Here is a 25,163-nt window from a genome sequence, read left to right on the forward strand (position 1 = left end):
CAGTCGCCATCGCGGAGACCGACCGATTCTTACTCACGGAGCCCGCAGCGTCGCCAATGGACGCGCCGCTGTGGACTGACGAACACGCACCCGCCCTCGCGGAGCTCCCCCAACCCGAGGTGCGGGACCGCCTCCAACGGACCGTCGGCGAGCCGATGAACCTCCTGCTGCAGGGACCGCCTGGCGTGGGCAAGACAGCCGCCGCTCGCGCGCTGGCCCGCGAGGTCCACGCCGCTCCCGACGCTGATCTGATCGAGATCAACGTCGCCGACTTCTTCGGTCGCAACAAGAAGGAAATCAAGAACGATCCGCGTTTCGAGGGCTTTCTCGCCGGCAAAAGCCGGATGGGAAAAGCCGATATGATCAACCACGTTCTCACTGAATCCGCGAGCTACGCGCCCGTCTCAGGGAATTTTAAAACGATTCTGCTGGACAACGNCGAGGCNATCCGCGAGGACTTCCAGCANGCGCTNCGCCGNGTGATGGAGCNNNNCNNCNNNACNACGCAGTTCGTCNTCNCGACGCGNCAGCCGACGAAGCTCATCGCGCCGATCCACTCGCGGTGTTTTCCGGTGCCGATGCGCGCCCCGACGACGGACGAACTGATCAGCGTCCTCGAATCGATTTGTGAGGCTGAGGACGTCTCATACGACGAATCCGGGCTCGAATTCGTCGCCAGCGCGGCCGACGGCAACCTCCGTAAAGCCGTGTTGACCGCACAGACGACCGCCACACAGGAGGGCGAACTCACGATGCAGGCGGCCTACGAGACGCTCGGTGATATCGGCGACGACGACACCATATTGGCCGCGCTGACCGCCGCCCGCGACGGCGACCTCAGCGACGCCCGCGACACGCTCGATGACCTCCTCTCCGAGGGCGGCTACGACGGCGGAACGCTGCTGGGCGAGTTGCTCCGGGTCGCCCGCTCGCGCTCGGAGTTCGACAGCGCGGCGGTCGCCCGTCTACACAAACTCGCCGGCGCGGCCGATCACGAACTGACCGAGGGCCTCGACGACCAACTCCACCTGATGCACCTCCTCACGGCGTGGGCCGACGGTCAAACCGAACTCCGTGCGATGGCCTAACGATGGTTCCCCTACTCCCCTCTTACGCCGTCGCTCCCGGCGCGTGGCGGTACGCAGCGATCTGTTTCGCCGCCGCGATTCCGACTATTCTCCTTTCGCCGCCGATCGGGGCGGTCGCTCTCGCGCTCGGCGTCGCTGTCCTCTGGTTTCACCGCGATCCAAGCCGAAATCCGCCGGAGTCGGGAATCATCGCGCCTGCCGACGGCCGCGTGTCGGTGCTCCGCGAGGAGGGTGATCGTCTCCGAGTCGGGATCTTCATGAACGTCACCGATGTCCACGTCAACCGCGCGCCGGCCGGCGGCACCGTCCAGTCAGTCGATCATCGTCCCGGAGCGAACAAACCCGCCTTCTCGAAGGACTCCGACCGCAACGAGCGGGTGGTCATCGACTGCGACGACTACGAGGTGACGCTGATCGCCGGCTGGTTCGCCCGGCGCATCCATCCCTATGTCGAAGTCGGCGATGACCTGGTTCGCGGACAGCGAATCGGCCACGTCTCATTCGGGAGCCGCGCTGACGTGTTGCTGCCGGCACGCTACGACCGTGAGGACGTACTCGTTGCCGAGGGCGAGACGGTCAGGGCCGGCGAAACACCGCTGGTAGCGACGGAATCAAGATAGGGCACTGCCAGTGCTTACATACACAGCGACCCACTATGAGCGTAGGCGTGGACGACGAGGTACTGGGGACGGGTTCTATCGGCGCGGTCGACATCCCGTCCTGTAAGCCCCCGATCGAGGTGCTCACCGGCAACGGCGAGTGTCTCGTCCGCGAGTACCAACCCGGCGCGGCGGCCAGCGAGACCGCCGCCGACAGCCTGATTTCGACGTATCGGGACCAACGCAAAGCCGAACAGGCCGTCACGAAACAGCTCTCGAACAGCCGGTACCCCTGCGCGCTCTACTGGGAAACCGATACGAGCGTCGGCAACATCCACTGGAATGACCTCTTTACGCACCTCCGCGTCGAGTACAGCCCCTTCCTCCAGTCGTGGACGGTCGTCCCGAAGGCCGACCACTTCATGTACTGTTCCGTCTACGACTTCAAACAGGCCTGCCGGCTTGCGAAAAAAATCCAGAAGGAGTACAATTTCAAACATCTCGAACTCTGCTCGCGGGCCGGCGCCGTCGAGAAGGTCATCGACCATCGGTTTCTGCGGCAGTCGATTACTGAATCCGGCGTCCAGTTCAATCCCTAACCGGCGTGTCTTCGGGCGCGATTCTTACCACGGTTCGTCTTTCGCGCCGATCTTGTAGGCGATAATGTTGGTGCCGACGTGGAGCAGCGGCGTCGTCACGAGAATCACCACGAGCACGCCGGGCGTAAACGTTGCTAGTGCCCACTCCGGGGCGAGTACGACAGCCATCAGCAACGCGCCAACGACGAAATCAAGCTGATCGAGGCCCGGAAACGACGCGCCGCGCTCCCGACCGCTCCGGCGTTTGATGAACGAGGCGGCGATATCGCCGGCCATTGCACCCAAGGCGAGTCCAACCCCACCCCACAGCGGGAACGTCGGTAGCGACACGCCGATCGCGGTGCCGACCGGGTCGACGACCGCGTTGAGCCCGAGAGCGAGGGCGACGCCGGCCAGCGTGCCGACGGCGGTGCCGCGCCACGTCTTTCCGTCGCCGAGGAGTCGCCGCCCGCCCCACGTGCGACCGTCGTCGATGGGCCGGCCGCCGCCAGCGAGGACGGCCGCGTTGTTGGGGACGTAGGCGGGCAACATGGCCCAAAACGCCGTCCCGATGAGTGACCAAACCATGTCGGCAGCGACGCGTGGCCGGCCTTAATGCCCACCGATTCCGGTGGCAGCCATGTCGCCGTGTGGGAAGACCGATACACTAAGACCCTACATCCCGTAGCCGCGGCTACATGTCGACGTGGAAACGCGATATCGCCAGTGGGCTCGTCGTGTTGGTTCCCCTCGGCGTGTTGGTGTTCATTTTCCACTGGCTCTACACGCAGATTATTGGCCTCCCGCTGATCAGCAATCTTCCCTTCGCGGGCGTCCCCGAGAGCCTCGTCCCGCTGGCTCGGGTGCTCGTCGCGCTCGCGCTCATCGTCACGCTCGTCCTCGCGGTCGGCTACCTGATGCGGACGACCGCTGGTCGCGTCTTCGAATCGCTGCTGGACGATACGATCAACCGGATGCCTGGCCTCCGAGTCGTCTACAACGCCTCGAAACTCGCCGTCGAAACCGCGCTGTCGGGTACCGACGACCTTCAGGAGCCCGTCCGGCTCGAAACGTGGCCAGGTATCCAGATGACGGCGTTCAAAACTGGCAAGAAAACGCGAGACGGCAAGGTGGTGTTGTTCATGCCGACCGCGCCGAACATCACCACCGGGTTCGTGATGGAGGTCGACGAGGAGGATTTCGAAGAGACCGGCGAAAAAGTCGAGGAGGCACTTACGCGCGTGTTGAGTGCCGGCTTCGCTGAATCCGCCCATCAGATCCCGGTTGAGGAAGCCGAGAACCCGGCACGAACCGAGACGAACACGGAAACGACCGTGCAAACGGATTCGGGCTCAGTCGCCGACAGTAGCGGCGGGCAGCCGGACAGCTGAGAACTGTTCGCTGAAAGTGGAATAAAATCGCGCGCTGCTCAGACGTAGGTGAACCAGTCGTCGTGAGCGTCAGTTTTCCGTTCGACCAGATCGAAGAACGCCGACTGGATCTCCTCGGTCACGGGACCGCGATCGCCGTCGGCGATTTCGACGTTGTCGACCTTGCGGATCGGCGTGACTTCGGCGGCCGACCCGGTGAAGAAGAGTTCGTCGGCGGTGTTGAGTTCGCCGCGGCTGATCGTCGCCTGATCGTGGACGGTGTAGCCGAGTTCCCGAGCGAGAGTAATCACCGTATCGCGGGTGATGCCGTCGAGGATGCTCTGAGAGAGCCCGGGCGTGTAGATCTCGCCGTCGCGGACGAGGAAGAGGTTCTCGCCGGGGCCTTCGGCGACCTGCCCTTCTTTGTTGAGGACGATCGCTTCCNCGTAGCCGTTGCGNCGNGCCTCNTCGCCNGCNAGCAGGCTGTTNACGTANANCCCGGTCGTCTTCGCGTTCGTCGGGATCTGACTCGAGGCGTGTTTCCGCCACGAGGAGACCATCACGTCGATGCCGTTCTCCAGCGCCTCCTCGCCGAGATACGTCCCCCACGGCCACGCNGCGANGNCNACNTCGACNGGNCANNCNNCNGGNNNGACGCCGAGGCTGTTGTAGCCGAAGAAGGCGATCGGTCGGATATAGGCACTCTGGAGGTCCTGCCGGTCAAGCAACTCCAGCGTCGCCTCGGTCAACGCCTCCTTGTCGTAGGGGATTTCGAGTTCGTAGGGTTTGCCGGACTGGAAGAATCGCTCCAAGTGTTCNTCCCANCGNAAGATNGCGGTCCCNTNNTCGGTGTCGTANGCGCGNNCGCCCTCGAAGANNCCGGTNCCGTAATGNAGCCCGTGGGTGAGGACGTGNGTNGTCGCNTCNNCCCAGTCGACGAACTCGCCGTTCTTCCAGATCGTATCGATCTCACCCGCCGCAAGCATCTCATCGAACGCCATTTCTACCGTGAACCTTCGGCTACCAGTTCTTAACAGTTTGCAACGATAGACCCACGGCGAGCACGATCGGCCGTTTTCGACCGCGCCCAAATCAGCCGAGCCGCGCTTCCAGTTTCGCGCCCTCGATGTAGACTAATCCGTGTCGGTCGGCGTAGGCCGCGGCGTCGGTCGGCGACCGCGCGCCACCGGTTTCGTCGTCCAGCATCTCACAGACGACGACCGCGGGCGCACAATCGGCAGCGTCGGCCAACGCGATCCCGAGTTCGGTGTGGCCGGCGCGATCCGACAGTAGGTCGGGTGCGGCTCGCAACAGGTGAACGTGGCCGGGGCTTCTGAATTCGGCGGCGAAGTCGTCGACCCCGTACTCGCCGGCGTCGGCAGCCGCGGCGGCGGCACCGAGTTCGGCGATCGTCAGCGCGCGGTCGGCGTCGGTGATTCCGGTAAAAGTCTCGCGGTGATTGACGGTCAGCGAGAACGACGACCGCTCGTCGTATGCGAGATCATGTTCGCTCGTCGCTGGATGATCGAGTGCCTCCTGCAGGAATGGGAGGTCGAAGGCGTCGCCGACGGCATCCGAGAGCGCGACACAGATCAACCCGCCAGCGTCGTTGCGGAGCCGCGCGACGGCGTCGGTATCGACGGCGGTTGCGGGATAGACGATATCGGTTTCGCCCTCGCGGTCGGCGTCGTCGTGGATCAACACCGGTTCGCCGGCGCGGAACGCTTCGATGGCGTCGTCAACGGCTGATTCGGCGTCGTCGGTGACGCCAGGGTCGCCCGTTGCGTTTGTCGCGTCCGTCGCGTCGCTGTCGCCGTCGGTGGTGGGGTGGCTCATTCGTCGTCGGCCTCCGTGAGGTGGATCGAGATCGTATCGTCGTCAGTGAGATCGAGTTCGTCGCGGAGTTTGACTGGCGCGATGATCTCGATGTTTTCTTCGTCGTGGTGGGTGCGGTCGGGGACGATGATGTGGGCGGGCTCGAAGGCTTGGCCGTCGAAGGCGACGCTGGCGGGATAGCAGGTCGCTGCGCCGTAGGTCCGGTCGTCGTCCTCCCAGCTGTCTATCGGGATCGATTCCTGCGCGTCAAGTTCGCCGCGAGCCCGGACGCTGGCCTCGTCGAGATCGACGTTGAGCGTGCCGGGGAACGGCGTGTAGCCGAGTCGGTCCTCGAACTGGCGTTCGTATCCCGGCAGCGAGATGTAGTGTTTGCCCTCGCCCATGCCCGTGGTGACGGTGCCGGTCAGCGTCAGCCCGGTGTCGGTCTCGAAAAGCCGGCGGTAGTCGGCGTACTCCGAGCGGAGCGCGCGCTCGCCGGCCTCGCTGATCGTGAGCCACTGGCCGTCGGCGACGATCTCGCGGTCGACGTAGTCGCCGGCTTCCAGTGCCTGTAGTCGCCGGGAAGCGGTCTGATTCGAGGCGTCGAGTCGGTCGGCGAGATCGCCGCAGGACACCTTCACTGTCCCCGAGAGCCCACCGTCGAGTGCCACATACTTCAGCGCGAGCAGTTCGTCGTGATCCAGCGTGCTCGCTGCCGATTCTGCCATGGGTGAAACATGGGTACTCGCCGGCATAAGGATATCGGATATGGAACGCATCTCAAAAACGTGATAGACTGCGGAGACATCGAAAAAGAGCGCGTACCTACAGTAGGGGATGCCCACTAAAGACACCTCGGGTTCGCTGCCCCGCGCTCACTCCGGAAGTTGCACGTCGTCGTTCACTTCGTACTCCCAGCCCTGCTGCTCGACAAACGCAACGACGCTGTCAACGTCTTCGGCGACAATGACTTCCGTCGCGTCGGCTGTCTTTCCTTTGAATTCCGCGCCGACCGTGCTGACAGGGTCGGCTTCGGTTGCGACGTTCGGGCCGTTGTGGCCGGTGACTGTCACCGTATGATCCGTGTGGCCGTGGACGAACACGTCAATGTCGGTTCGGAACGGGCTTTCAGAGACGTACACACGGACCGTTCCGTCAGCATCACGCTCCGTTGCGGTCGATTTGTATCTGACATCGTCGATCACGGGGTGCAGTTTGATCGAATCCTCGTAGTCGTAGGTTCGCTCGGCGATCACGCTCCCGTCGTGGATGTATGTCGCTGTCCAGGTGCGGAACGAGGGCAGGCAGCCGTGGCGGTACCGTGCGGCGGCATCGACGAAATCGAGCGCATGCCTGAGTATTCTGTTCGGATGTGGTTTTTTGTGCTCTTCCCGGTACGCCTGTGCGTCCTCTCGCGTTGGGCCGTGTTTTTCGAGGAAGCGATACGTCGTTTCAACGTCGTCGCTTGTAATCTCGTCCCGCGATACCTCGAATCTCTCGCCGTCGTAGCAGTCCCAGACACGGCCGATTGCATTCGAGAGAATCTCTTTTTGGTCAGGTGCGGTTTCGGATTGTTTGAGGCGTGTGAGAACAGCAATAAAAGACGTGAGATCTTCGCGCTCAATGGTTGGTGTGTGCGTGCTCATACTCGATTGCGGGATATGGTGTATTCAGTGCCATGGGTGATAAAATCGAACGGTGTACCCCCGCGTCAACGGGTGTCCGCCGACCGCGCTTGCGGCTTCGGAAGGTCCATTAGCCGCCGCCGAAAATCGGGGCGCATGTTCAGAGCATTCCGCACGGAGGTCGAGGCCACCCTGACCGCAGGGCTGGAATCGCTCGACCTCCCGACCGGCGACCTCGGGATTGAGGAGCCGCCCGAAGACATGGCCGCGACGCTGGCCTCAAGCGTCGCCTTCCGGCTGGCCGGCGACCTCGAAACGTCGCCGCCGGAGGCCGCCGCCACGCTCGCCGACGCCATCGAGATTGACGGCTACGATTACATCGGCCGCGTGACCACGCAGGGCCCGTATGTCAACTTCCAGACTGCCCATACCTACTTGCAGGAGACGGTCGAAGCTGCCCAAGCCGATGACTACGGCCAGCTGCCCGATCAGGACGAATCGGTCGTCGTCGAGCACACGAGCGCGAACCCGACNGGNCCGGTCCACGTCGGCCGNGCGCGNAACCCNATCNTCGGNGACGCCGTCGCGAACCNCCTNGCGTACGCCGGCGACGACGTGGAACGGCACTACTACGTCAACGACGCCGGCCGGCAGATGGCCGTGTTCACGTGGGCCTACGAGNNGTTCGACGAGGNCGACCTCGATGGCGAACCCGCCCGCGACCGCGCCGAGTACGATCTGGTGCGGTACTACCGCAAAGGGAACTCGTTCCTCGAAAATGAAGACGACGAGGCGGTCGAAGCCGCCGAAGACGAAATATCCGAAATTCTCCAAGGCCTCGAAGCCGGCGACGAGGACACCTACGAGCGCGTCGGCGAGGTCGTTGANNNNGTGCTNGNCGGNATGAAGNNGTGTCTCGCTCGNCTNCCNGCNGAGTTCGACGAGTTCGTGAAGGAGACGCGGTTCATGCGCGACGGCTCNACNGACGACGTNGNCGANCGGCTNAAGGNNNNCGANNANGCNGTCTACGAGGAGGAGGCGTGGCAACTCGAATTAGACGAGTTCGGCATCGANAAGAACCTCGTCTTCCTGCGNTCNGACGNGACGAGCCTCTANACGACNCGNGANCTNGCCCACCACGAGTGGAAGTTCGANAACTNCGANCGNGCGGTGACNGTNCTCGGCGAGGACCACAANCTGCANGCCNGNCAGCTTCAGGCGACGCTTGACATTCTCGGCAACGACCCCGATCGCTTGGACGACGTGATTTACTCCTACGTCAATCTCCCCGAAGGCAAGATGAGCACCCGCCGCGGCACCGGCGTCATGCTCGANGACCTGCTNGACGANGCNNTCGACCGCGCCCGCGAGGAGGTCGANNNNCGNCTCGACGACCGGACCAGNAACGACGAACTCGACGACGACGACGTCGAGCGCATCGCCCGGCAGGTCGGCATCGGTGCGGTCCGCTACGACATCGTGAGCAAGCAGCCGACGAAGGCTATCACCTTCGAGTGGGACCGGGCGCTCGACTTCGAGGCNCANTCNGCNCCNTACGTNCAGTACGTCCACGCCCGTTGTTGTGGCATCCTCGAAGAAGCCGACAGCGAGCCGACGACCGACGCAATCGATGCGACCGAGTTGGCGACGCCGGAAGAGGGTGAACTGATGGAGACGCTCGCGCGGTTCCCTGCAGTGATCGAAGAGGCCGGCGAGGACCTCGAACCCCACCGCGTGGCCACCTACACGCGCGAACTCGCCGAAGCGTTCAACGGCTTCTACCGGTCTTGTCCGGTGCTCTCGGCGGAGTCAGCGGCGACACGGCAGTCACGGCTCGCGCTCGTCGCAGCGACGAAACACACGGTCGCCCACGCGTTGGGTGTCCTCGGCGTCGAGGCTCCCGACTCGATGTAAATCGTCGTCAGCAGCTAGACTACTGCGAGCGGGATCAGGAGGATGCTGCCGCCGAGGGCGTTGATCGCGCCGATGGCGGCCCCGAACGTGAGCAGCAGAAACAGCACGATCCACCAGAACGGAACGGACTCATCAGCGGCCATATCGGGCCATTAGACGACGGACACAAAACCGTCACGTTTCAGCCGAAAAACAGCCGCCGGAAGAAGCCCTTCTTTTCGTCGTCATCGTCGTTGCTGTCGTCGGGTTCGTCGCCGGCGACATCGCCGCCGCCCGCTAACTCCGTCGTCATCGTCGTCGCTTCGTCGTCTTCGGGCCGGTCTGCGTCCGGCTCGGCCTCGCTGATTAGTGGCTCCTCGTCGTCATCGTCATCGCTGTCGTCGCCAGCATCGGGGTCAGCAATCTCCTCATCTGCCGATTCGGGTTCGTCGTCATCAACTGGCTGCGGTTCGACCGCATCGTCAGCAACCGTGTCGTCGGCTTCCTCCGCAGCAGCCACGTCCTCATCGCGGAAGGGGATCGCATCGTCGCTGACCGATTGCTCCGCGGGTTCTGTGTCCTCGACTGTATCGGCTGCTTCGTCGTCCGATTCCGTATCCTCGCTGTCGTCCTTCGCTGCCGGTGGTTCCTCGTCGGAATCCGCTTCGGGCGTCGGTGTTACTGCCCCATCCGTCGGCGACTCAGCCTCCGAGATCGATGCATCGGCGGTTTCACCAGCCGATTCGGCTTCGTCGTCCGGCGCGGGCGTGACTGCGTCGTCAGCCGGTGCTTCCTCAGTGTCAATACCCGTTTCCTCGATATCGATCCCGCTGCCGGTGGCCGCTTCCGCCCATTTCGATTCTTCGTCCGGCGGTCGCTGGTCCGCCTCGCTTTCGGACGACGATTCGTCGTCCGCTTCTGCGTCTTTTTGTTCGGCCGCTTCGGCAGTCGTCTCTGCGTCGGCTGTCACTTCTTCATCGGTTGTCGTCTCTGCATCCGCCACGTCAGGAGCCGATTCCGTATCGTCGTCGGCAGCATCGTCGTCAGTGTCGTCGGCAACGTCGTCAGCGTCCGTTTCAGCTGTGGGTTCAGCGGCCGGTTCGCTCGTGTCCTCACTCGCCGCTATGTCGGCGTCGTCGGTCGCTTCCGAATCGGTGTCCGCCGTATCGTCGGCTGTTTCGTCGACGGCCGGTTCGGGTGGTGCTTCGGGTTCGACGCCGGTGAGTGCCGTCACGAGTTCGCGGTAGCCTGCGGTGGCGGGGCTGTTCGGCGCGTAGGTGTTTAGCGGCTCGCCGACCGCGATAGAGTCCTGAACGGCTTCGTCCTCCGGCACCGTCGCCAACACCTCTGTTCCAAGGGTGCCGGTGACGACTTCGGCGATCGGCGTCGAGGGTTCCGCACGGGTGATGACGGCTCCGGCGACGGTGCCGCCGAGCTGTTCGGTCAGCTGTCGGGTCTTTTCGGTATCCAGTAGAGCGTCGCGTTCGGGCGTCGAGACGAGCAGGACCTCGTCGGCCAGCGTGAGCGGGAGGCTCGTCTCATGGCTGATGCCCGCACCCACGTCGATCAGGACGTAGTCGGCCTTGCGGTGGAGGTCGATGACGGAGCCGAGTTCGCTGGGTTCGGCGGCCGCATACGACGAGAGCGCGGTGTCGCCGGGGACGACGTAGACGCCGCTGGGGCCTTCGTAGGTCGCCTGCGACGGGGTGGCGTCGCCGCTGAGTACGTCGTGGAGCGTGTTGGCTGGCGCGGTGATCCCGAGGGCGGCTCCGAGGTTCGCCATCCCGATGTCGCCGTCGATCACCACGACGTCGGCACCCGTCTCGGCGAGGAGTGCCCCGACGTTCGCCGTCGTCGTCGTTTTGCCAACGCCACCTTTCGCGCTGGCGACCGCAAAGACCCGTGCCATATGGTCGTTGTACCACGACGCGAATATAAAAGGTATCCCTCACCAGCCGCCTGATCGTCGCCGACCGCGGGCGGCCGCGTTCGGTCTCGACCCCACAGCTTTTGTCGTCGCCCCCGAGACTCGCAGGCGAATGGAGTTCGAATCGATTCCGGGTGTCGGCGCGAAGACGGCCGATGCCTTAGCCGAACTCGACGACCCCGAAACCGCGTTGCAGCAGGGCGACGTACTCACGCTAATGGATGCCCCCGGCGTCAGCGAGGGGCGGGCGGCCGCCATCGCCCGCGGTGCGATCCGAAAGCGACACGATGACCCCGGCGGCCTGCTGGCAACCGAGCAGGCCCGCGACCTCTACGAGTCAGTCCTTGCGCTCCTCCAAGAGCGTGCGGTCACCACCTACGCGGAAAAACGACTGGAAACGCTCTATCCCGCGACGACACAGTCTCGTATCGAGGAAGTTAGAGCGAGCGTCGAAGCCGCACTCAAGCGTGAACCGACGCCCGAACTCCGGGAGGCTCTCGCCAACGTGGCTCCGCTTGAATCGCCGTCCGGCCTCCGCGTCCGCGAACGATGTTTGGCGACGACCGACGCCGAACGCTACGCCGCCGCCCGCGAGGCGATCCCCGAACTCTCGGCGGAAGTCGTCGACGACGGCCACGATATCGAGGAGCTCGCCCGATCGTATGCGACGGTAATCGTCCTCGATGAGACCTTCGCCGGCAGCGACTTCACCGGCGACGTGCGGGTGCTCCCTGACGCGCTGGAGTCTCCAGGGGATGTCGTCCCCGAACGCCTGCTCGCCTTCTTCGCGGAGAACCGCGAGCGGCTGCTCGCGGCCGCCCGTGTCCACGAGGAAAGCGGGTTGGAGCCACCGCTCGATCTCGACGCGCTCACCGATGGCCTCGCGCGGGTCGACGAGGACGGCACCATCGTCGGCGACGAGGAGTTAGAGCGGTTGACAACCGCGGTCGATGATCTGGACGCGGCGGTCGGGACGGCCGAATCCGTCGCCAACGATCACCTCCGGGCGGCGATCAAGGAACGCGACGTGACCATCGAGGGCCAAGATTTCCTCTCCTTGGTTGAACAGGGAGCCCGCGTCGATTCGCTGCTCTCCCGGGAACTCGACGACGAGTTCGATGCCGCCCTTGAGAAAGCGCGGAATTACCTTACCGAGAGCCTCGCACTCACCGATCACGAGTCCGAGTTGGCTGATCACGTCTTCAGCGGCGAGCCGACGTTCCCCGTCTCGCGGCGCGACGACGCTGTCTCGCGGCTCAACACCGAACTGACGAGTGCCCGCGACCGCCGTTCGGCCGAGTTGAAAGCCGACCTCGCCGACGACCTTGCGGCACTCAAAACGCCCGCCGAAGAGCTGGTTCGCAACGCGCTCGAACTCGATGTGGAGTTGGCGATCGCCGCCTTTGCACGCGACTTCGACTGTACGATGCCCGAGTTCGTCGGCGACGCTACCGGCGCAGAGGGCGACGATGATGCCGACGCCACGCCGGGCTTCGAGATCGAGGGCGGCCGGTCACCGATTCTCGATGTCGAGTTCGCGGCTGTTGAGCCAGTCGACTACAGCGTGGATGGTGTGACGCTGCTATCAGGGGTCAACTCTGGCGGGAAGACCTCGCTGTTGGATCTGGTCGGCCTGATCGTCATTGCCGCTCAGATGGGCCTCCCCGTGCCGGCCGAGCGAGTCCAGCTTTCTCGATTCACTGAGCTCCACTACTACGCCAAATCACAGGGGACGCTTGACGCCGGGGCCTTCGAGAGCACGCTGCGGGATTTCGGCGACCTCGTCGCCGGCGCGGACGGGCGGCTCGTCCTCGTCGACGAGTTGGAGAGTATTACTGAGCCCGGTGCGAGCGCGAAGATCATTGCCGGCATCCTCGAAGCCCTCGACCGGCAGGGCGCGACTGCCGTTTTCGTCTCACATCTCGCCAGAGAGATCCGGGACGCTGCCGGCGTCGACGTTGCCGTTGACGGCATCGAGGCCGTCGGGCTCGTTGACGGCGAACTGAAAGTGGATCGCTCACCGGTGAAGGATCACCTGGCGCGGTCGACGCCGGAGTTGATCGTCGAGAAGCTGGCCGACGACGCCGATGATGCCGACTTCTACGATTCGCTGTTGGAGAAGTTCTAGCCTCTGTTTTCGGCTCAGAGAAATTCCCAGACGAGCGAAACGAGCAACAACAGCGAAAAGAACACCAACAGGCCGATTTGGATCTTCCGTCTGAGCGACAGGCTCGCAGCCGTTGACTTCGACCCCGACGGGGTCGTCCGTTGTCGTGATTGCTGCATGAACCCCGGCTCGCCTCCCGGTTGGCCGTCGTCGTCGGGTTGGTCGCTCTCAGATTGACTGTCCTCATTCGTGATGCTTTCCGGAGTTGTGTCCGCCTCGTCGCTCTTGGGATCGGTGTCGGCGTCGCTGTCAGCGTCGCTCTCGGAGTCGTCGTCTATCTCCTCGACAAGGTCCTCGAACCGTGATTCGTCGGTGATATCGGCGTCACGTTCGTCCGCGTCCGATCCACTAGCGTTTGAATTCGTCATTTAGGGACTCGACGACTCGATGTGTTGGGTCTAGAGGGTTCAACCTAATGTAACTGTGGGGTGCGTACACGTGACCCACGATATTCTTCGCTGACAACGCCTGCCTGCTTACTTCTCGCAGCCGACCCCGCGTTCGCTCGATAGAAGTCGAGCGATCCTTACGGCTGTAGGCTCCATGCCGAGAAGCTATGCCTACTGTTTCCTCCGCGGACGGAACCGAGATCGCCCACGAACAGCACGGCGACGGGCCACCGCTGATCGCCCTCCACGGCAGCGCGGCCACCGGCGAGAGCCTCCAGCCGATCGTCGCTAAGCTCGCCCCCGACTACACGGTTACCGTGCCGGAACGCCGCGGCCGCGGCGCGAGTGGCGATGGCGACGACTACAGCCTCGACCGCGAAATCGAGGATCTACACGCCATCGTCGACGCAGTCGACGGCGATCCGGTCGTCCTCGCACATTCCTTCGGCGGGCTGGTCGCGCTGGCGGCCGCGCCCGACCTCGACCTCAGCAGGCTCGTCCTCTACGAACCGGCGATCACCGTCGGCGACCCGCCGGAAACGCCGCTGAGTGTGCAGGTCCAATCGCTGGCAGAAGACGCCAACAAGACCGAAGCGATGCAATTGTTCTTCGAGGCCGGCAGCGGTATCCCGGACGTGACGGCGATGCCGTGGTGGCCGGAACACGTCAACATGGACTGGATCGATACTGTGATTCGAGAACTGCAGGCTGTCGAAGCATTCGAACTGCCAGCTCTTGATTTCGAGACGCCGACGCTGCTGCTGACTGGCGAACACGGTCCCGAACACCTCGCAGCGGGGGCGCGCGCTGTCAATGACGCACACCCAAACAGCCGCCTCGTTGAAGTCGAAGGAGTCGGCCACCTCGGCCTGCTTGCGGACCCTGAACAGGTCGCTACTCTGCTACAGACCTTCGTTGACGACCCGGACGCTGTCAGTCAGTAGTGCCACGGGTAGTCGTCGAAATCTGGCTCCCGGCCCTCTAAAAAGGCATCCCGGCCCTCTTTCGCTTCGTCGGTCATGTAGGCCAGTCGCGTCGCCTCGCCGGCGAAGACCTGCTGGCCCATCAGCCCGTCGTCGGTCGCGTTGAACGCGAACTTGAGCATGCGCATCGCCGTCGGGCTCTTGTCGGTCATCTCGTCGGCCCATTCGAGGGCTACGTCTTCAAGCTCCTCGTGCGGAATCGCCTCGTTTGCCATTCCCATGTCGACAGCTTCCTCGGCGGAGTAGGTTTTTCCGCGGAAGAAGACCTCGCGGGCTTTCTTCTGGCCGACCTGTTTGGCGAGATACGCAGAGCCAAACCCGCCGTCGAAGNNGGCNACGTCGGGGTCNGTCTGGAGGAANTTNGCGTGNTCNNCGNNGGCGAGNGTNANNTCACAGANNACGTGCAGCGAGTGGCCGCCGCCGACNGCCCANCCCGGNACGACNGCGACGACGGGTTTCGGCATCGTCCGGATGAGCCGCTGGACTTCGAGGATATGGAGCCGGCCCGCCTTGGCCTCCTTGACTGCGGGGTCGTCGTCCTCGCCCGCCTCGTCGTCATCGCGGTACTCGTAGCCTGAGCCGCCGCGAACCGACTGGTCACCACCCGAGCAGAACGCCCAGCCGCCGTCCTCGGCGGGGCCGTTGCCGGTGAGCAGGACACAGCCGATATCGGCCTGCTTGCGGGCGTGATCGAGAGCCGTGTAGAGTTCGTCGACCGTGCCTGGCCGGAAGGCGTTGCGGACTTCGGGGCGGTCGAAGGCGATCCGCACTGCCGGCACGTCGCTGCCGCGGTGGTAGGTGATGTCGTCGAAATCGAAGGCGTCGACCGCCTTCCAGCGGTCGGGATCGAAAATTGCCGAAACCATACCGGAGCGAGGGGGCGATAAGGTAAAAAGCCAGCCGCTCGCGGGGGTTAGGCCGGTCGGACGAACGCAAGAACGCGTTGGCGACCGTCGATTTCGGCCGGTTTCACGGTGATGTCGACTCGCCGTTCGTTGCCGGCGGCGTCGACGAACGTGTGCTGGACGGTTTCGGCGGCGGCCTCATCGCTCGTAGATAGCTGCAGCCGATTTCCGAGATCGTCGCCGACGACCGCTTCTGCCGGGGTAAGCTCGGTCAGCGACGCGCCCAGCACGTCCTCACGGTTGTGGCCACACAGCTCGCAAAACCGGCCGTTGGCGTCGATGACGACGCCGGAGTCCGGCTCGCAGACGGCGACCCCCTCAGGAGTATTGTCGAGGAGTGTTTGATAATCGCGTTCGGCGCGCCGTCTGGCGACGGCGTGTTCGATCCGGTTGGCGAGCAGGGCGTACTGTTCCATCCCGGTGTCCTTCTGGAGGTAGTCGGTGACGCCGGCGTCGATGGCGTCGGTGGCGACCTCGTCGCTGCCCTTGCTGGTAAACAGGATGAACGGGAGGTCGGGATACTCCTCGCGGATCTCTTCGAGGAACTCGAGGCCGGTCATGCCGGGCATCTGGTAGTCGGAGACGACGCAGTCCGGCCGGCTGTCAGCGAGCCACTCAAGGCCGTCGGCGGGGGCCGGCACCCGATCAACGCTGATCGCCTCGACGCGGCGTTGGAGCCACGTCGCTGTCATCGACGCGAACTCCGGGTTGTCTTCGACGTGCAACACGCGGATCGGAGCCGGCATGGTGTGTCCAGTTTGTTCTACCCAGTTGTAATAAAAGGCGGTCCTACCCATGTTGGATTTGCGCTGTGGGTGCACTATCGGCGGCGGCGCGAACGGATTGTCTCGATGCTGTCGCCACCGCTGCCAGCAGGTTTGCTCGGCACGCAGACGCGGCTTCCCGGTGATTGGAGCGTGTGACTACCGCCGTTGCTCACTCGGTTTACTCGTGCACAACGGACTACTGTGGGTGAGTGACTGCACACTCCGGACACTGCTGGCTTACTGAGACGTTGTAGAGGCGGCCACAGTCCTCACAGGTCGCCAGCCCGCTGTCCAGTCGGCCGAGAAACGGGCTGTCGTTGGTCGGTATCGCGGCGGCGTCAGCGGGGCCGTCGTCGGAGGGGTGCGGGGACACACGCGTATCGACAGCCGGAGGCCGGGTAGACCTGTAGCTTGGACAACAAAGCCGTTTATTCCGTGTCGCCGTCACCGACTACTCGCTCCCGGACGATGGGGACGCGGAAGATCAGCGTGCTCCCCTGTTGGTCGTTTTGTGTCAGCTCGACCGTGCCGCCGAGGGCCGTGACGCCCCAGTAGATCAGCCACAGCCCAAGGCCGCTGGCGTGACGGAGCGGCGTCTCCTGGCTGGCGGTGATCACGTCCCACTCCGCTTTCGGGATGCCCGGGCCGTCGTCAGCGATCTCGATACAGAGTTCCGCGCTGTCGTCGGGCTGTCGAATGACGATTTCGACGACGGGTTCGGCGGCGTCGTTGTGGACGACCGCGTTCTCGATGGCTTCCTCGATGGCGACCTGCAACAGCACGCCGTTTTTGATCTCGACGGTCTCGTCGACAGCGACCGCGAGATCGATCGACGCGGCGGGGTATTTGTGGTGGCAGTCGTTGATGTATCGCGTTATCGCATCGAGGTTGACGACTTGGTGTTCCTCGCGGTTCTCGAAGAGGTCACGGATATAGCTCGTTTTCTCGCTGAGCCGTTCGAGGGCGTCAGCGCGTTCGCTGATCGCCTCGGCTGCAGCCAGCTCGACCGGCTCGTCGAGGTTCTCCTCCAGTATTTCGGCGTATCCATCGATGACGTTGATCGAGGTTCGGAGGTTATGTCGGAGAATCCGGTTGATCACGTCCAGTACCTGCTCGGTGAACTCCGTCTCGGAGATGTCGTGTTCGATGGCGGTGAAGTGGGTAATCTCGCCGTACTGGTTCTCGATTGGGACGATGGTCTGTTTGACGCGGTAGAACTCGCCGGCTTTCGTCTGGTTGGTGAGCTCTTCCTCCCAGACTTCGCCGGCTGTGATCGTCGACCAGAGGTCTTCGTAGAACGCCGCGTCCTGTTGTTGGGATTTGATGAGCCGCGGCGTGTTGCCGATGGCCTCCTCGGCGGTGTACCCCGTCATCCGCTCGAAGGCCGGGTTCACGTACTCGATGATCCCGTCTCGGTCCGTGATGAACATGGCATGCGGGGCGGCCTCGGCGTGTTTCTCGAAGATGCTTTTCTCGTGTTTGTACAGCTTCATCTCCGAGACGTCTTCTTGGTAGCCGAGGAAATGTGTCACCTCGCCGGCTTTGCCCGTGATCGGTCTGATCGTCACCCGATTCCAGAACATCGAGCCGTCGGCCCGGTAGTTCCGCAGGACGACAGTCACGGGCTCGGCGGCGTCGATGGCGGCGCGCATCTTGGCGACCGGTTCCTCGCGGGTGCCCTCACCCTGCAGGAAGCGACAGTTCTGGCCGAGGGCCGCTTCGCGGCTGTAGCCGGTCATCTCGACGAACTCGTCGCTCACGTAGAGCAGCGGTTCGTCCTCACTTTGGGCGTCGGCGATGGTGATGCCGACCGGTGCGGCGTTCATCGCTCGCTCGATCAGCGGCTCGGCGGCCAACTGCTCTGAGACATCGAGAAACGTGCTCTGGAGCTTCCGCGTTCCGTTCCACTCGATCGGTGAGGTAACGACGACGATCTCCCGAGCCGCGCCGTGCAGTGGGTCGAGTTCGATCGCTAACCCGAGGGCGTCGGCGTCGCCGTCGGCCAGTTGATCGAACTGGTCGGCGAGAGCGTCGTGATAGCTCTCCTGGACGAAGGCCAAGATCGGCTTTTCGATGACCTCGTCGGGGGAGCTACTGCGGAGCAACGTGAGACAGCGATCGTTGGCGTAGACGACCTCCCCGTCGTCGTGGATCACGAACGGATCGTGGTCGACGGGGGGCGTCACCGTCTCATCTGTTGGATCAATCGAGGTCATCAGGCAGGTGGGTGTAGAGACCAGTGGACGCTCCGCGCACGGAGCGCATCGGTCCCCACCGTGATACAAACGGCCATGTATGCCAGCCGTGTAAACATACTGAAACAACGAGCCCATGAGCAATATACGTGACTCACCGTGCTCGACATCGGGTCACGGGGCCTGAACGCTGCCCCCGCTGTCAGCACCGCGGTGGCTATGCGTCGGATTCCGCCGGCGACTCGACGAGTTCGGAGTCACCCTGTGCCGCCACCATCGCCTCCTGAAACACTGCGTCGTTCTCGCGGTCCGTGCCGTCGACGCGTTCGGCGACGTACCAGCCCTCGTCGTCCTCGTAGACCGCAACGATAGCGACGGCCTCGGTTTGGACGACCACGCGATCGGAGAGTTCCATCGGGCCCTGTTCTTCGGCCATGACCGGGATCGCCGTCAGGATGGCGTCGTGGGATTCGAGATCGGTCAGTGCGGTTGTCGAAATCTTGCTGTCGGGAAACGGTTCGAGCAGATCGCCTTTGTCGACCATATGACGGCTGATGTGGGCCGCCGACTCAAAACACCTTGTTTTGAGCCGGTTCGACTGACAGTGCGATGCAATCCGGGAGCGTCGAAATCGGGCCTGACGCAACCGCTATCTGTCTCTGCCGCCGAGTACCGCACCGGAACGTTTGTATATTTAGTAAACATTGTATACACTATGGGAACGATCTCCGCCCGCGTACCGGATGCTGTCGAAGCTGAGTTCGAGGAGTATCTCGATGCCGAAGGCCTCGACCGGAGTACCGCGATCCGAAAGCTGCTGACTGAACAGCTCGGGCAGTGGCGACAGGAGCAGGCCATCGAGGGACTTCGTGAGGGGTCAATCACGTTCAGCAGGGCGGCTGAGATCGCCGATATGTCCGTCTGGGAGTTCGCCCAACTCGCCGAACAGCGGGATGTGACATGGGTTTCGGGGACGCATCTCGACGAGGATTTAGAGGCACTCTGAATGTGGGTTTTCGATGCGACGCCGCTGATCTACCTCGCTAAAACTGAGTCGCTTGGGCATCTCACAGCCGTCGACGAGCGGTGTGTGATTCCGGAGCGCGTCTCGCGGGAGGTGATCGAGACCGGGATCGACGGCGGCTATCCGGACGCGCGCCGGATCGAACGCCACGTCGAGAACGGGCTTTTTGAGATCGTCGCCGTCGAGGAAACGGCTCTGTTTTCGCGGCTCCAGCGGAACCCAAATCTCAGTGATGCCGATCGAGCCGTACTCGCAGCCGCAGCCGATGCCGATGGCGTTGCGATCATGGACGAGGCCCACGGCCGGACGGTCGCCGACACGGAGGGGGTGACGACCCGCGGGACGGCCTACGTCGTGTTGTGGCTCGTCAGCGACGGCGCGATCAGTGCAGCGGCGGGGCGAGAAATCATCGATGCAATGCTGGACAGCGGCTGGTACTGCGCGCCGGATATGTATGCGAAACTCGTCGGCCGGCTTGAGGAATTAGAAGAATAGTGTGAGCGCACACTACATTTTATATACCGCGGCCGTCTCGGTTCACGCATGAGCAGTGACAGCGTCGACTCCGAGAGCAAAGTCTCGGGCAATCAAGCGAACATTCCCGCTCGTATCCGTCGGGAACTCGACATCGACGACGGGGACACGCTTCGCTGGCATATCGAAGACGGGGGAACGGTTCGTGTACAGGTTGTCCAACAGCGCGACGGGACATTCAGCGCGTTCGACGGCTACGACGGCGAGCAGGACACTACCGTGACGGCCGACCACGATGCGTGGGGCGTTGACGGATAGATGCCGCGCGCGCTCATCGACACGACAGTGCTCTATGCAGCAGCGTATCGCCGCGACGCAGCCCATGAGGAGGGACTTGCAATCCTTCGCGGTGTCGACACAGCCGACCTGCCGGAGGCAGTCGTCCTCGATTACGTCCTTGCGGAGACGCTGAACGGCCTGACGACACACGCTGGCCACGAGGCAGCCGTCGATTTCCTTGATCGAATCGAGGCAAACGCGCGCTTCCATATCGAGTCACTGACGGCGGACGGGCGTGCGATGGCGAAAGCCCAGTTCCGGCAGTACGAGGTGTTCTCGTTCGTTGATGCCTGTCTGAGCGCGTATCTGAAAGCCGAAGAGCTGGACTACCTGTACGCGTTTGACGACGATTTCGATACGGCTGCCCACATCTCTCGCTTAGAGACGGCGACGAATCCGTATCAGCCGGAATAAAGACCTACTGACTGTCACGTAGCCAATATAACGCTCGACAGACTCCGGCTTATCGCGCTCGTTCCATCACGCTCTCAATCGCCTCAGAGACCTCTGATTCCGAGATATTGAGCAGGCTGGCGATCTGTTTATCGCGGAATCCATGAATCGCCAGATAGCAGGCGACCGGCGTCTGCCCGCGGGCGGCGACCTGCACCGGCAGCCGGGCGGTCTTGGGGCTCTCGATGGCGGCGTCGGCATGCCGGAACGGAAACGGCGGCAGCTTCTCCTTCAGCACGGCCAGCAACAACGCGCGGTCGGCATGTGGCCGCGCGGCCGCCGGCTCCGGCGCGATCCGAATCGCCTCTTTCGGCGTTTCGAGACTCTTAGAGATCGCCTGCGGGATCGCCTTGTGTTTCGACATTTCCATCGAGTCCGGCAGATAGACCGCCGCCTCCGCCGAACTGTGGACCGAGCCCAACTCGCCCTCATAAATGACTTCCGTCGCGTCCATATCCGGCGTAATGTGCTGGGTGGCTATAATCTATCGCCCCTTGAATCGACTTCTAATAGTCATCTGATTTCAGAACCGTATAGAAAGCCCTCGACGCGCTCGACTCTCGGGCCTCGTTGCGCGCTTCGTCGCTCACTTTGTTCGCTCCTGCAGTGCTTACGTCGGCCGGGTTCGCCGAGCGCGCCTCGCCCTTTCAGTCCGCCAGGAAGGCGGCTGGCCGGTCGCACTTCGGAGTGGTTAGTCAACGAGTCGTTCGACTGTTTCAGCCTGCAGTTCGTCCCGAATCTCGTGGCTCGATTCGGCGTCGACGGCGACCTCGATGATTTCGCTGCCCTCGCGGTCGCCCGCCGCGGCGTAAGCCTCGCGGAACCCTTCGCGGCTCTCGACCCGAGAGAATCCCAATCCGTAGAGATCGCCCGCAGGCTCGAAGTCCAGTCCGTGAGGCGTTTTGAACTGTCGGGTGAACGGTGGCTCGAAGTCCTCGATTGGCAGTTTGTGGAAGATACCGCCGCCGTCGTTGTTGATGACGACGACCGTCGCGTCCACCTCGGCGCGACCGACCGCCAACAGGCCGTTCATATCGTGATAGAGGGCCAGATCGCCGATCACCAGCGTCACGTCGTCGGTCGTGCCGTGAGCCGCGCCCAGTGCCGTCGAAACGATGCCGTCGATGCCCGACGCGCCGCGGTTGCCCAGCGCGGTAATCGATTTCGTCCCCACGGTCCCGAACCGGTCGAGATCACGCACCGGCATGCTGTTCGAGACGACGAGCGTCGCCGGATCGGGCAGCCCCGCGACCACGTCGGCGACGATGCCACCCTCGTAGAGGCGGTCGTCAGCATCGTCAGCAGCCTCCCAGTGTGCCGCCTCGGCAGTTTCCCAGCGATTTCGCCAGCCGGCCGCGCCGCCGCTCCGAATCACCTGTGCGAGTTGGCCACAGAGCCGGTCGGGATCGGCAACGACGAGATCGGTCGCGGTGAACTCGGCTTCGCGCCACGCGCCCGCGTGATCGACGACCAACTGCCGAGCGTCAGTGCCAGCCAAATACTTCCGCAGCGGTTTCGAGGTCGGCGATGCACCCAACCGAACCACGACCTCGGGATCGGGCCACTCGGCAGTCACCTCGGTATTCACGAACCCGTCGTAGCCGCCGATCACCGGCGCGACGCGGCTGTGGCCACCGAACCGTAGCCCCGACAGCGGATCGGCGAGAATCGGGAAGCCGGTCGCGTGCGCAAACGCGGTCACCGGCTCGGGATCGAGCCCCGGCGGATCAGCCGGCCCGGCGACGATCAACCCGCGATCGACGGACAGCGTTTCGCTCAGCTTCCGAAGATCGCGGTCGTCAAGCTGTGGCTCGCCGCCGGTTCGGCGCACGAACGGCGTGTCCTCGTCGCGGCCGGCCGCGGCCAGCGGATCGAGATCGGCGGGCACGTCGCCCTCGACCGGCGTCGGCTCCAGCGGCTTCCGGAACGGGACGTTCAGATGCACTGGCCCGGCTGGCGTCCCTTCGGCAGTCCCGACAGCCCGGCAGATGTCCGTCCGCAGCGACCGCAGTGCGCGCTCTCGCGGAGCCGGCTCTGGGAGGTCCTTGTACCACCGGACCGCGTCGCCGTAGAGCTTCTCTTGGTCGACGGTCTGATTCGCCCCCGAATCGCGGAGCTCCGGCGGCCGATCAGCCGTGAGCAACAGCAGCGGCACCCGCGCCTGGTTGGCTTCGACGACCGCGGGATGGTAGTTCGCGGCAGCCGTTCCAGATGTGCAGATCAGTGGGGTCACCTCGCCCGTGCGGCGCGCCCGACCCAGCGCGAAGTAGGCGGCCGTCCGCTCGTCGAGCGCGGAGATCGTCCGGAGGTCGTCGTGTTCGTCGACGGCGACCGTCAGCGGCGTCGAGCGGCTTCCCGGCGAGATACAGACCGTGCGGACGCCGCTGCGGGCGAGTTCGGCGGCGATCGCTCGCCCCCACAGCGTGTTCCGGTTCGGTGCAGTCATTGCCCGGTCGTTTGCGGTCGACCGGCATATGTCCGGCGAGTTCAGGCTTCGAGTTCGTCCAGAATCGGCCGGAATTTGAGTTCGACCTCGTCCCACTCGGCGTCGGGGTCGCTGTCGCCGACGATACCGACGCCCGCGAACAACGTCGCCTGCCGGCGGGTCGCCACGGCCGAGCGGAGCCCCACAGCGAACGTGCCGTTGCCGGCGGCGTCGATCCAGCCGACCGGCGCGGCGTACCAGCCCCGATCGAAGGGTTCAGTCTCCCGAATCGTCTCAAGGGCGCGATCCGGTGGCAACCCACCGACTGCGGGCGTCGGATGCAACGCCTCGACCAACGAGAGTACGTGCGTATCCTCTGCCAATTCGGCGGTAATCGGCGTATGTAGGTGTTGGACGGTCGCCAGCCGCTTGATCGCTCGCTCGCCGACTGACACCGACGCGGCGAACGGCGNCAGCTGCTCGCGGATCGTCTCCGCCACGAGNTCGTGTTCGTGGACGTTCTTCTCGTCGGCCAGTAGCTCCTCGGCGAGCCACTCGTCCTCGGCGGGCGTTTCGCCCCGTCCCGTGGTTCCGGCCAGCGCGCCCGTCTCGACAGTCCGACCGCGCAGCGAGACCAGTCGCTCGGGCGTCGCCCCAAAGAAGGCTGGTCGAGCGTCCGTATCTGGCTCGACGAGGAACCGGGTACACTCGGGGTATTTCTCGCTCAAGCGGTCGAGAATGTCGGCGACTGCGAGGTCCGCCGCGAGATCGACTTCGAGTGCTTGAGCCAACACCACTTTCTGCAGCGTGCCCGCGTCGATCCGGTCGGTCGCGGTCGTCACCACGTCGCGCCACGCTTCGGGCGTCGTCGTCCGCCGCCGGTCAGTGATCCCGGGCCGCGGCGAAGCGGCGTCGTCCGCTTCCAGCGACGTGAGCCGCGATCGCTCGGCGTCCAGCGTCGACTCGACTGCCTCCGGCGACGCGTCAGGGCCGACGGCGTTGACCGTCAGCCACGGGCCGTCTTCGGTCCGCGTCACCTGCACGCGCGGGAAGACGAAGCGGGCGTCAGGGAAGCCAGCCCACGGGCTCCTTTCCGCCTCGGGGGCAGTTTCCTCGCTGTCGCTTTCTGCCGCGTCAGGGCCGTCGCCGTGGAAGGCAAAGCCGCCGAACAGCCGCGGGCAGGCGGCCTCGGTGCCGGCGTGTACGTCGCCGGAGTCGAACAGTCGCTCGGCGGCGTCCTGAATCCGGGCGAAGCGTTCGGGGGCGTCGGCGGTCAGCGTCGCTGCCGCGCCACCGGCGACGACGCTCGCTTCGTCGGCCGCGTTCCAGACAGTGCGCGGGGCGTCCATTGCGTCCAACAGGGTCCGGAACGGGGGGACGCCCTCCGTGAGTCTGACTGAGCGACTCACCAGCATCGCCCGGTCAGCAACGCGCGGCGATTCCATTAACCGGACCGTGGGTGCCCGCGCCCTTGAGGGTGACTATCGCCGCACGGGGTCAGCTGTATCGCTCCTCGGCCCACGGGTTCGCAGTCGTCGAGTAGCCGCGTTGCTCCCAGTAGCCGCGCTGCGGCTCGGTCAAAAACTCAACGCCAGTCACCCACTTCGCGCCCTTGTAGGCGTATTTGTGTGGAGTGACGACCCGGACGGGACCGCCGTGGTCGGCCGGCAGCGGCTCGCCGTCGTAGGCGTAGGCGAACAGTACTTCATCGCGCAGGCAGTCCGCCAGCGGGAGGTTCGTCGAGTAGCCGTCGGCGGCGTGAAACAGGACGTGAACCGCGTCGTCGTCGACGCCGACCGCCTCAGCGAGCGTCGGGAACGTGACGCCCGTGAACTCGCAGTCGAATTTGCTCCAGCCAGTGACACAATGGAAATCCTGTTTTTGGGTCTCGGTTGGGAGGTCGGTGAACGCCTCGAAGTCGACGCCGAGTGGCTCCTCGACCGCGCCGTAGACTTCGAGCCGCCAGTCGTCGCGGCGAAGCGAGGGCGTGCCGCTTTTCGAGAGCACCGGAAAGCCGTCGGTTTCGCGTTGCCCCGGCGGCAGTCGCTCGTCGCCGAACTCCCGGTACAGCTCGGTGCGATCAGTGGTCATATAGCCTCCTTCGGCTGGAGCCGCGTATGTCTACCGCCCGAGACGTGGTCGCGGCC

General features: G+C 64.2%; 26 protein-coding genes and 2 pseudogenes. 11 read left to right on the forward strand and 17 right to left on the reverse strand.

The window, feature by feature from the left end; translation table 11 throughout:
- Window positions 1-56 precede the first annotated feature (56 nt).
- The 3 genes and pseudogenes from EGH24_RS05470 (at window position 57) to EGH24_RS05480 (ending at window position 2,286) form a co-directional block, all read left to right on the forward strand.
- Window positions 57-1,088: pseudogene (locus tag EGH24_RS05470) on the forward strand (AAA family ATPase).
- Window positions 1,089-1,090: 2 nt separating this feature from the next.
- On the forward strand, window positions 1,091-1,708 hold the full coding sequence (locus tag EGH24_RS05475; protein ID WP_142979152.1) for a protein sorting system archaetidylserine decarboxylase: 618 nt from the start codon (window positions 1,091-1,093) through the stop codon (window positions 1,706-1,708).
- 35 nt (window positions 1,709-1,743) lie between these two features.
- Complete coding sequence (locus tag EGH24_RS05480; RefSeq protein ID WP_142979153.1) at window positions 1,744-2,286, forward strand: hypothetical protein; 543 nt, start codon at window positions 1,744-1,746, stop codon at window positions 2,284-2,286.
- A gap of 24 nt (window positions 2,287-2,310) precedes the next feature.
- On the opposite strand, the gene EGH24_RS05485 is transcribed toward EGH24_RS05480, so the two are convergent.
- On the reverse strand, window positions 2,311-2,853 hold the full coding sequence (locus EGH24_RS05485) for a CDP-2,3-bis-(O-geranylgeranyl)-sn-glycerol synthase (protein WP_142979154.1): 543 nt from the start codon (window positions 2,851-2,853) through the stop codon (window positions 2,311-2,313).
- Between the two features lie 110 nt (window positions 2,854-2,963).
- On the opposite strand from EGH24_RS05485, the gene EGH24_RS05490 reads away from it, so the two are divergent.
- Window positions 2,964-3,656: a DUF502 domain-containing protein gene (locus tag EGH24_RS05490; RefSeq protein ID WP_142979155.1), complete on the forward strand. Its 693-nt coding sequence runs from the start codon at window positions 2,964-2,966 to the stop codon at window positions 3,654-3,656.
- 38 nt (window positions 3,657-3,694) lie between these two features.
- On the opposite strand, the gene EGH24_RS05495 is transcribed toward EGH24_RS05490, so the two are convergent.
- The 4 genes from EGH24_RS05495 to EGH24_RS05510 all read right to left on the reverse strand — a co-directional run bounded on the left by EGH24_RS05495 (window position 3,695) and on the right by EGH24_RS05510 (window position 7,096).
- On the reverse strand, window positions 3,695-4,636 hold the full coding sequence (locus EGH24_RS05495; protein WP_142979156.1) for a branched-chain amino acid transaminase: 942 nt from the start codon (window positions 4,634-4,636) through the stop codon (window positions 3,695-3,697).
- Between the two features lie 91 nt (window positions 4,637-4,727).
- Complete coding sequence (ribB, locus tag EGH24_RS05500; RefSeq protein ID WP_142979157.1) at window positions 4,728-5,471, reverse strand: 3,4-dihydroxy-2-butanone-4-phosphate synthase; 744 nt, start codon at window positions 5,469-5,471, stop codon at window positions 4,728-4,730.
- A complete protein-coding gene (locus EGH24_RS05505) occupies window positions 5,468-6,178 on the reverse strand; it encodes a DUF120 domain-containing protein (RefSeq protein ID WP_142979158.1) in 711 nt (236 codons plus the stop codon). Before EGH24_RS05505 ends, ribB begins: the two co-directional genes overlap by 4 nt.
- Before the next feature lie 147 nt (window positions 6,179-6,325).
- On the reverse strand, window positions 6,326-7,096 hold the full coding sequence (locus EGH24_RS05510; RefSeq protein WP_142979159.1) for a hypothetical protein: 771 nt from the start codon (window positions 7,094-7,096) through the stop codon (window positions 6,326-6,328).
- 135 nt (window positions 7,097-7,231) lie between these two features.
- Here EGH24_RS05510 and argS point away from each other — a divergent pair.
- Window positions 7,232-8,989 (forward strand): annotated as a pseudogene (argS, locus tag EGH24_RS05515) (arginine--tRNA ligase).
- 14 nt (window positions 8,990-9,003) lie between these two features.
- Here argS and EGH24_RS15760 read toward each other — a convergent pair.
- Window positions 9,004-9,132 (reverse strand): hypothetical protein, encoded by a 129-nt coding sequence (locus EGH24_RS15760; protein WP_281284931.1) that lies wholly within the window; start codon window positions 9,130-9,132, stop codon window positions 9,004-9,006.
- Window positions 9,133-9,170: 38 nt separating this feature from the next.
- The gene (locus EGH24_RS05520) at window positions 9,171-10,877 is read right to left on the reverse strand and encodes a nucleotide-binding protein (RefSeq protein ID WP_142979160.1); all 1,707 of its coding nucleotides are present in this window, start codon (window positions 10,875-10,877) and stop codon (window positions 9,171-9,173) included.
- A gap of 130 nt (window positions 10,878-11,007) precedes the next feature.
- Between EGH24_RS05520 and EGH24_RS05525 the strand changes: the two genes are divergently transcribed.
- Window positions 11,008-13,023, forward strand: coding sequence for a MutS-related protein (locus EGH24_RS05525; RefSeq protein ID WP_142979161.1), 2,016 nt, complete (start codon window positions 11,008-11,010; stop codon window positions 13,021-13,023).
- A 14-nt stretch (window positions 13,024-13,037) separates the two neighbouring features.
- Here the strand turns inward: EGH24_RS05525 and EGH24_RS05530 are convergent, their stop codons facing one another.
- Window positions 13,038-13,430: a hypothetical protein gene (locus EGH24_RS05530; RefSeq protein WP_142979162.1), complete on the reverse strand. Its 393-nt coding sequence runs from the start codon at window positions 13,428-13,430 to the stop codon at window positions 13,038-13,040.
- A 188-nt stretch (window positions 13,431-13,618) separates the two neighbouring features.
- On the opposite strand from EGH24_RS05530, the gene EGH24_RS05535 reads away from it, so the two are divergent.
- Window positions 13,619-14,395: an alpha/beta fold hydrolase gene (locus tag EGH24_RS05535; RefSeq protein WP_142979163.1), complete on the forward strand. Its 777-nt coding sequence runs from the start codon at window positions 13,619-13,621 to the stop codon at window positions 14,393-14,395.
- On the opposite strand, the gene EGH24_RS05540 is transcribed toward EGH24_RS05535, so the two are convergent.
- The 5 genes from EGH24_RS05540 to EGH24_RS05555 form a co-directional block, all read right to left on the reverse strand.
- Entirely contained in the window at window positions 14,389-15,300 is a 912-nt protein-coding gene (locus EGH24_RS05540; protein WP_142979164.1) for a 1,4-dihydroxy-2-naphthoyl-CoA synthase, read from the reverse strand. The genes EGH24_RS05535 and EGH24_RS05540 overlap by 7 nt on opposite strands.
- Window positions 15,301-15,347: 47 nt before the next feature.
- On the reverse strand, window positions 15,348-16,085 hold the full coding sequence (locus EGH24_RS05545) for a response regulator (protein ID WP_185903240.1): 738 nt from the start codon (window positions 16,083-16,085) through the stop codon (window positions 15,348-15,350).
- 217 nt (window positions 16,086-16,302) lie between these two features.
- Window positions 16,303-16,479, reverse strand: coding sequence for a hypothetical protein (locus EGH24_RS15250; RefSeq protein WP_185903241.1), 177 nt, complete (start codon window positions 16,477-16,479; stop codon window positions 16,303-16,305).
- A gap of 55 nt (window positions 16,480-16,534) precedes the next feature.
- Window positions 16,535-18,322: a PAS domain-containing protein gene (locus EGH24_RS05550; protein WP_185903242.1), complete on the reverse strand. Its 1,788-nt coding sequence runs from the start codon at window positions 18,320-18,322 to the stop codon at window positions 16,535-16,537.
- 196 nt (window positions 18,323-18,518) lie between these two features.
- A complete protein-coding gene (locus EGH24_RS05555; protein ID WP_142979167.1) occupies window positions 18,519-18,845 on the reverse strand; it encodes a hypothetical protein in 327 nt (108 codons plus the stop codon).
- Between the two features lie 171 nt (window positions 18,846-19,016).
- Here EGH24_RS05555 and EGH24_RS05560 point away from each other — a divergent pair, with 171 nt between their 5' ends.
- The 4 genes from EGH24_RS05560 to EGH24_RS05575 are packed head-to-tail and all read left to right on the forward strand — an operon-like array spanning window position 19,017 to window position 20,552.
- Complete coding sequence (locus tag EGH24_RS05560) at window positions 19,017-19,307, forward strand: UPF0175 family protein (protein WP_142979168.1); 291 nt, start codon at window positions 19,017-19,019, stop codon at window positions 19,305-19,307.
- Window positions 19,308-19,820, forward strand: coding sequence for a DUF3368 domain-containing protein (locus tag EGH24_RS05565; protein WP_142979169.1), 513 nt, complete (start codon window positions 19,308-19,310; stop codon window positions 19,818-19,820).
- A gap of 48 nt (window positions 19,821-19,868) precedes the next feature.
- On the forward strand, window positions 19,869-20,117 hold the full coding sequence (locus EGH24_RS05570; protein WP_142979170.1) for an AbrB/MazE/SpoVT family DNA-binding domain-containing protein: 249 nt from the start codon (window positions 19,869-19,871) through the stop codon (window positions 20,115-20,117).
- Window positions 20,118-20,552 carry a type II toxin-antitoxin system VapC family toxin gene (locus EGH24_RS05575; RefSeq protein ID WP_142979171.1) on the forward strand — a complete coding sequence of 145 codons (435 nt, stop codon included), beginning with the start codon at window positions 20,118-20,120 and terminating at the stop codon, window positions 20,550-20,552. It begins immediately after the preceding gene.
- Between the two features lie 49 nt (window positions 20,553-20,601).
- On the opposite strand, the gene EGH24_RS05580 is transcribed toward EGH24_RS05575, so the two are convergent.
- From EGH24_RS05580 to EGH24_RS05595, 4 genes are all read right to left on the reverse strand, one after another.
- A complete protein-coding gene (locus EGH24_RS05580) occupies window positions 20,602-21,045 on the reverse strand; it encodes a hypothetical protein (RefSeq protein WP_142979172.1) in 444 nt (147 codons plus the stop codon).
- Window positions 21,046-21,282: 237 nt separating this feature from the next.
- Entirely contained in the window at window positions 21,283-23,037 is a 1,755-nt protein-coding gene (gene menD, locus EGH24_RS05585; protein ID WP_142979173.1) for a 2-succinyl-5-enolpyruvyl-6-hydroxy-3-cyclohexene-1-carboxylic-acid synthase, read from the reverse strand.
- A gap of 41 nt (window positions 23,038-23,078) precedes the next feature.
- Window positions 23,079-24,461, reverse strand: coding sequence for an isochorismate synthase (locus EGH24_RS05590; RefSeq protein WP_142979174.1), 1,383 nt, complete (start codon window positions 24,459-24,461; stop codon window positions 23,079-23,081).
- 52 nt (window positions 24,462-24,513) lie between these two features.
- On the reverse strand, window positions 24,514-25,107 hold the full coding sequence (locus EGH24_RS05595) for a sulfite oxidase-like oxidoreductase (RefSeq protein WP_142979175.1): 594 nt from the start codon (window positions 25,105-25,107) through the stop codon (window positions 24,514-24,516).
- Window positions 25,108-25,163 lie beyond the last annotated feature (56 nt).

Source organism: Halonotius terrestris (genome assembly GCF_006861665.1).
Classification (GTDB): domain Archaea; phylum Halobacteriota; class Halobacteria; order Halobacteriales; family Haloferacaceae; genus Halonotius; species Halonotius terrestris.

Excerpts from the sequence above, each read along its gene's own strand:
- EGH24_RS05580 (WP_142979172.1), bottom strand. The coding sequence starts at position 21,045 with ATGGACGCGACGGAAGTCATTTATGAGGGCGAGTTGGGCTCGGTCCAC.
- EGH24_RS05480 (WP_142979153.1), top strand. The coding sequence starts at position 1,744 with ATGAGCGTAGGCGTGGACGACGAGGTACTGGGGACGGGTTCTATCGGC.
- EGH24_RS05505 (WP_142979158.1), bottom strand. The coding sequence starts at position 6,178 with ATGGCAGAATCGGCAGCGAGCACGCTGGATCACGACGAACTGCTCGCG.
- EGH24_RS05550 (WP_185903242.1), bottom strand. The coding sequence starts at position 18,322 with ATGACCTCGATTGATCCAACAGATGAGACGGTGACGCCCCCCGTCGAC.
- menD (WP_142979173.1), bottom strand. The coding sequence starts at position 23,037 with ATGACTGCACCGAACCGGAACACGCTGTGGGGGCGAGCGATCGCCGCC.
- EGH24_RS05520 (WP_142979160.1), bottom strand. The coding sequence starts at position 10,877 with ATGGCACGGGTCTTTGCGGTCGCCAGCGCGAAAGGTGGCGTTGGCAAA.
- EGH24_RS05545 (WP_185903240.1), bottom strand. The coding sequence starts at position 16,085 with ATGCCGGCTCCGATCCGCGTGTTGCACGTCGAAGACAACCCGGAGTTC.
- EGH24_RS05530 (WP_142979162.1), bottom strand. The coding sequence starts at position 13,430 with ATGACGAATTCAAACGCTAGTGGATCGGACGCGGACGAACGTGACGCC.
- EGH24_RS05475 (WP_142979152.1), top strand. The coding sequence starts at position 1,091 with ATGGTTCCCCTACTCCCCTCTTACGCCGTCGCTCCCGGCGCGTGGCGG.
- EGH24_RS15760 (WP_281284931.1), bottom strand. The coding sequence starts at position 9,132 with ATGGCCGCTGATGAGTCCGTTCCGTTCTGGTGGATCGTGCTGTTTCTG.
- EGH24_RS05510 (WP_142979159.1), bottom strand. The coding sequence starts at position 7,096 with ATGAGCACGCACACACCAACCATTGAGCGCGAAGATCTCACGTCTTTT.
- EGH24_RS05535 (WP_142979163.1), top strand. The coding sequence starts at position 13,619 with ATGCCTACTGTTTCCTCCGCGGACGGAACCGAGATCGCCCACGAACAG.
- EGH24_RS05575 (WP_142979171.1), top strand. The coding sequence starts at position 20,118 with ATGCCGCGCGCGCTCATCGACACGACAGTGCTCTATGCAGCAGCGTAT.
- EGH24_RS05525 (WP_142979161.1), top strand. The coding sequence starts at position 11,008 with ATGGAGTTCGAATCGATTCCGGGTGTCGGCGCGAAGACGGCCGATGCC.
- EGH24_RS05565 (WP_142979169.1), top strand. The coding sequence starts at position 19,308 with ATGTGGGTTTTCGATGCGACGCCGCTGATCTACCTCGCTAAAACTGAG.
- EGH24_RS05560 (WP_142979168.1), top strand. The coding sequence starts at position 19,017 with ATGGGAACGATCTCCGCCCGCGTACCGGATGCTGTCGAAGCTGAGTTC.
- EGH24_RS05485 (WP_142979154.1), bottom strand. The coding sequence starts at position 2,853 with ATGGTTTGGTCACTCATCGGGACGGCGTTTTGGGCCATGTTGCCCGCC.
- EGH24_RS05570 (WP_142979170.1), top strand. The coding sequence starts at position 19,869 with ATGAGCAGTGACAGCGTCGACTCCGAGAGCAAAGTCTCGGGCAATCAA.
- EGH24_RS05555 (WP_142979167.1), bottom strand. The coding sequence starts at position 18,845 with ATGGTCGACAAAGGCGATCTGCTCGAACCGTTTCCCGACAGCAAGATT.
- ribB (WP_142979157.1), bottom strand. The coding sequence starts at position 5,471 with ATGAGCCACCCCACCACCGACGGCGACAGCGACGCGACGGACGCGACA.
- EGH24_RS05490 (WP_142979155.1), top strand. The coding sequence starts at position 2,964 with ATGTCGACGTGGAAACGCGATATCGCCAGTGGGCTCGTCGTGTTGGTT.
- EGH24_RS05595 (WP_142979175.1), bottom strand. The coding sequence starts at position 25,107 with ATGACCACTGATCGCACCGAGCTGTACCGGGAGTTCGGCGACGAGCGA.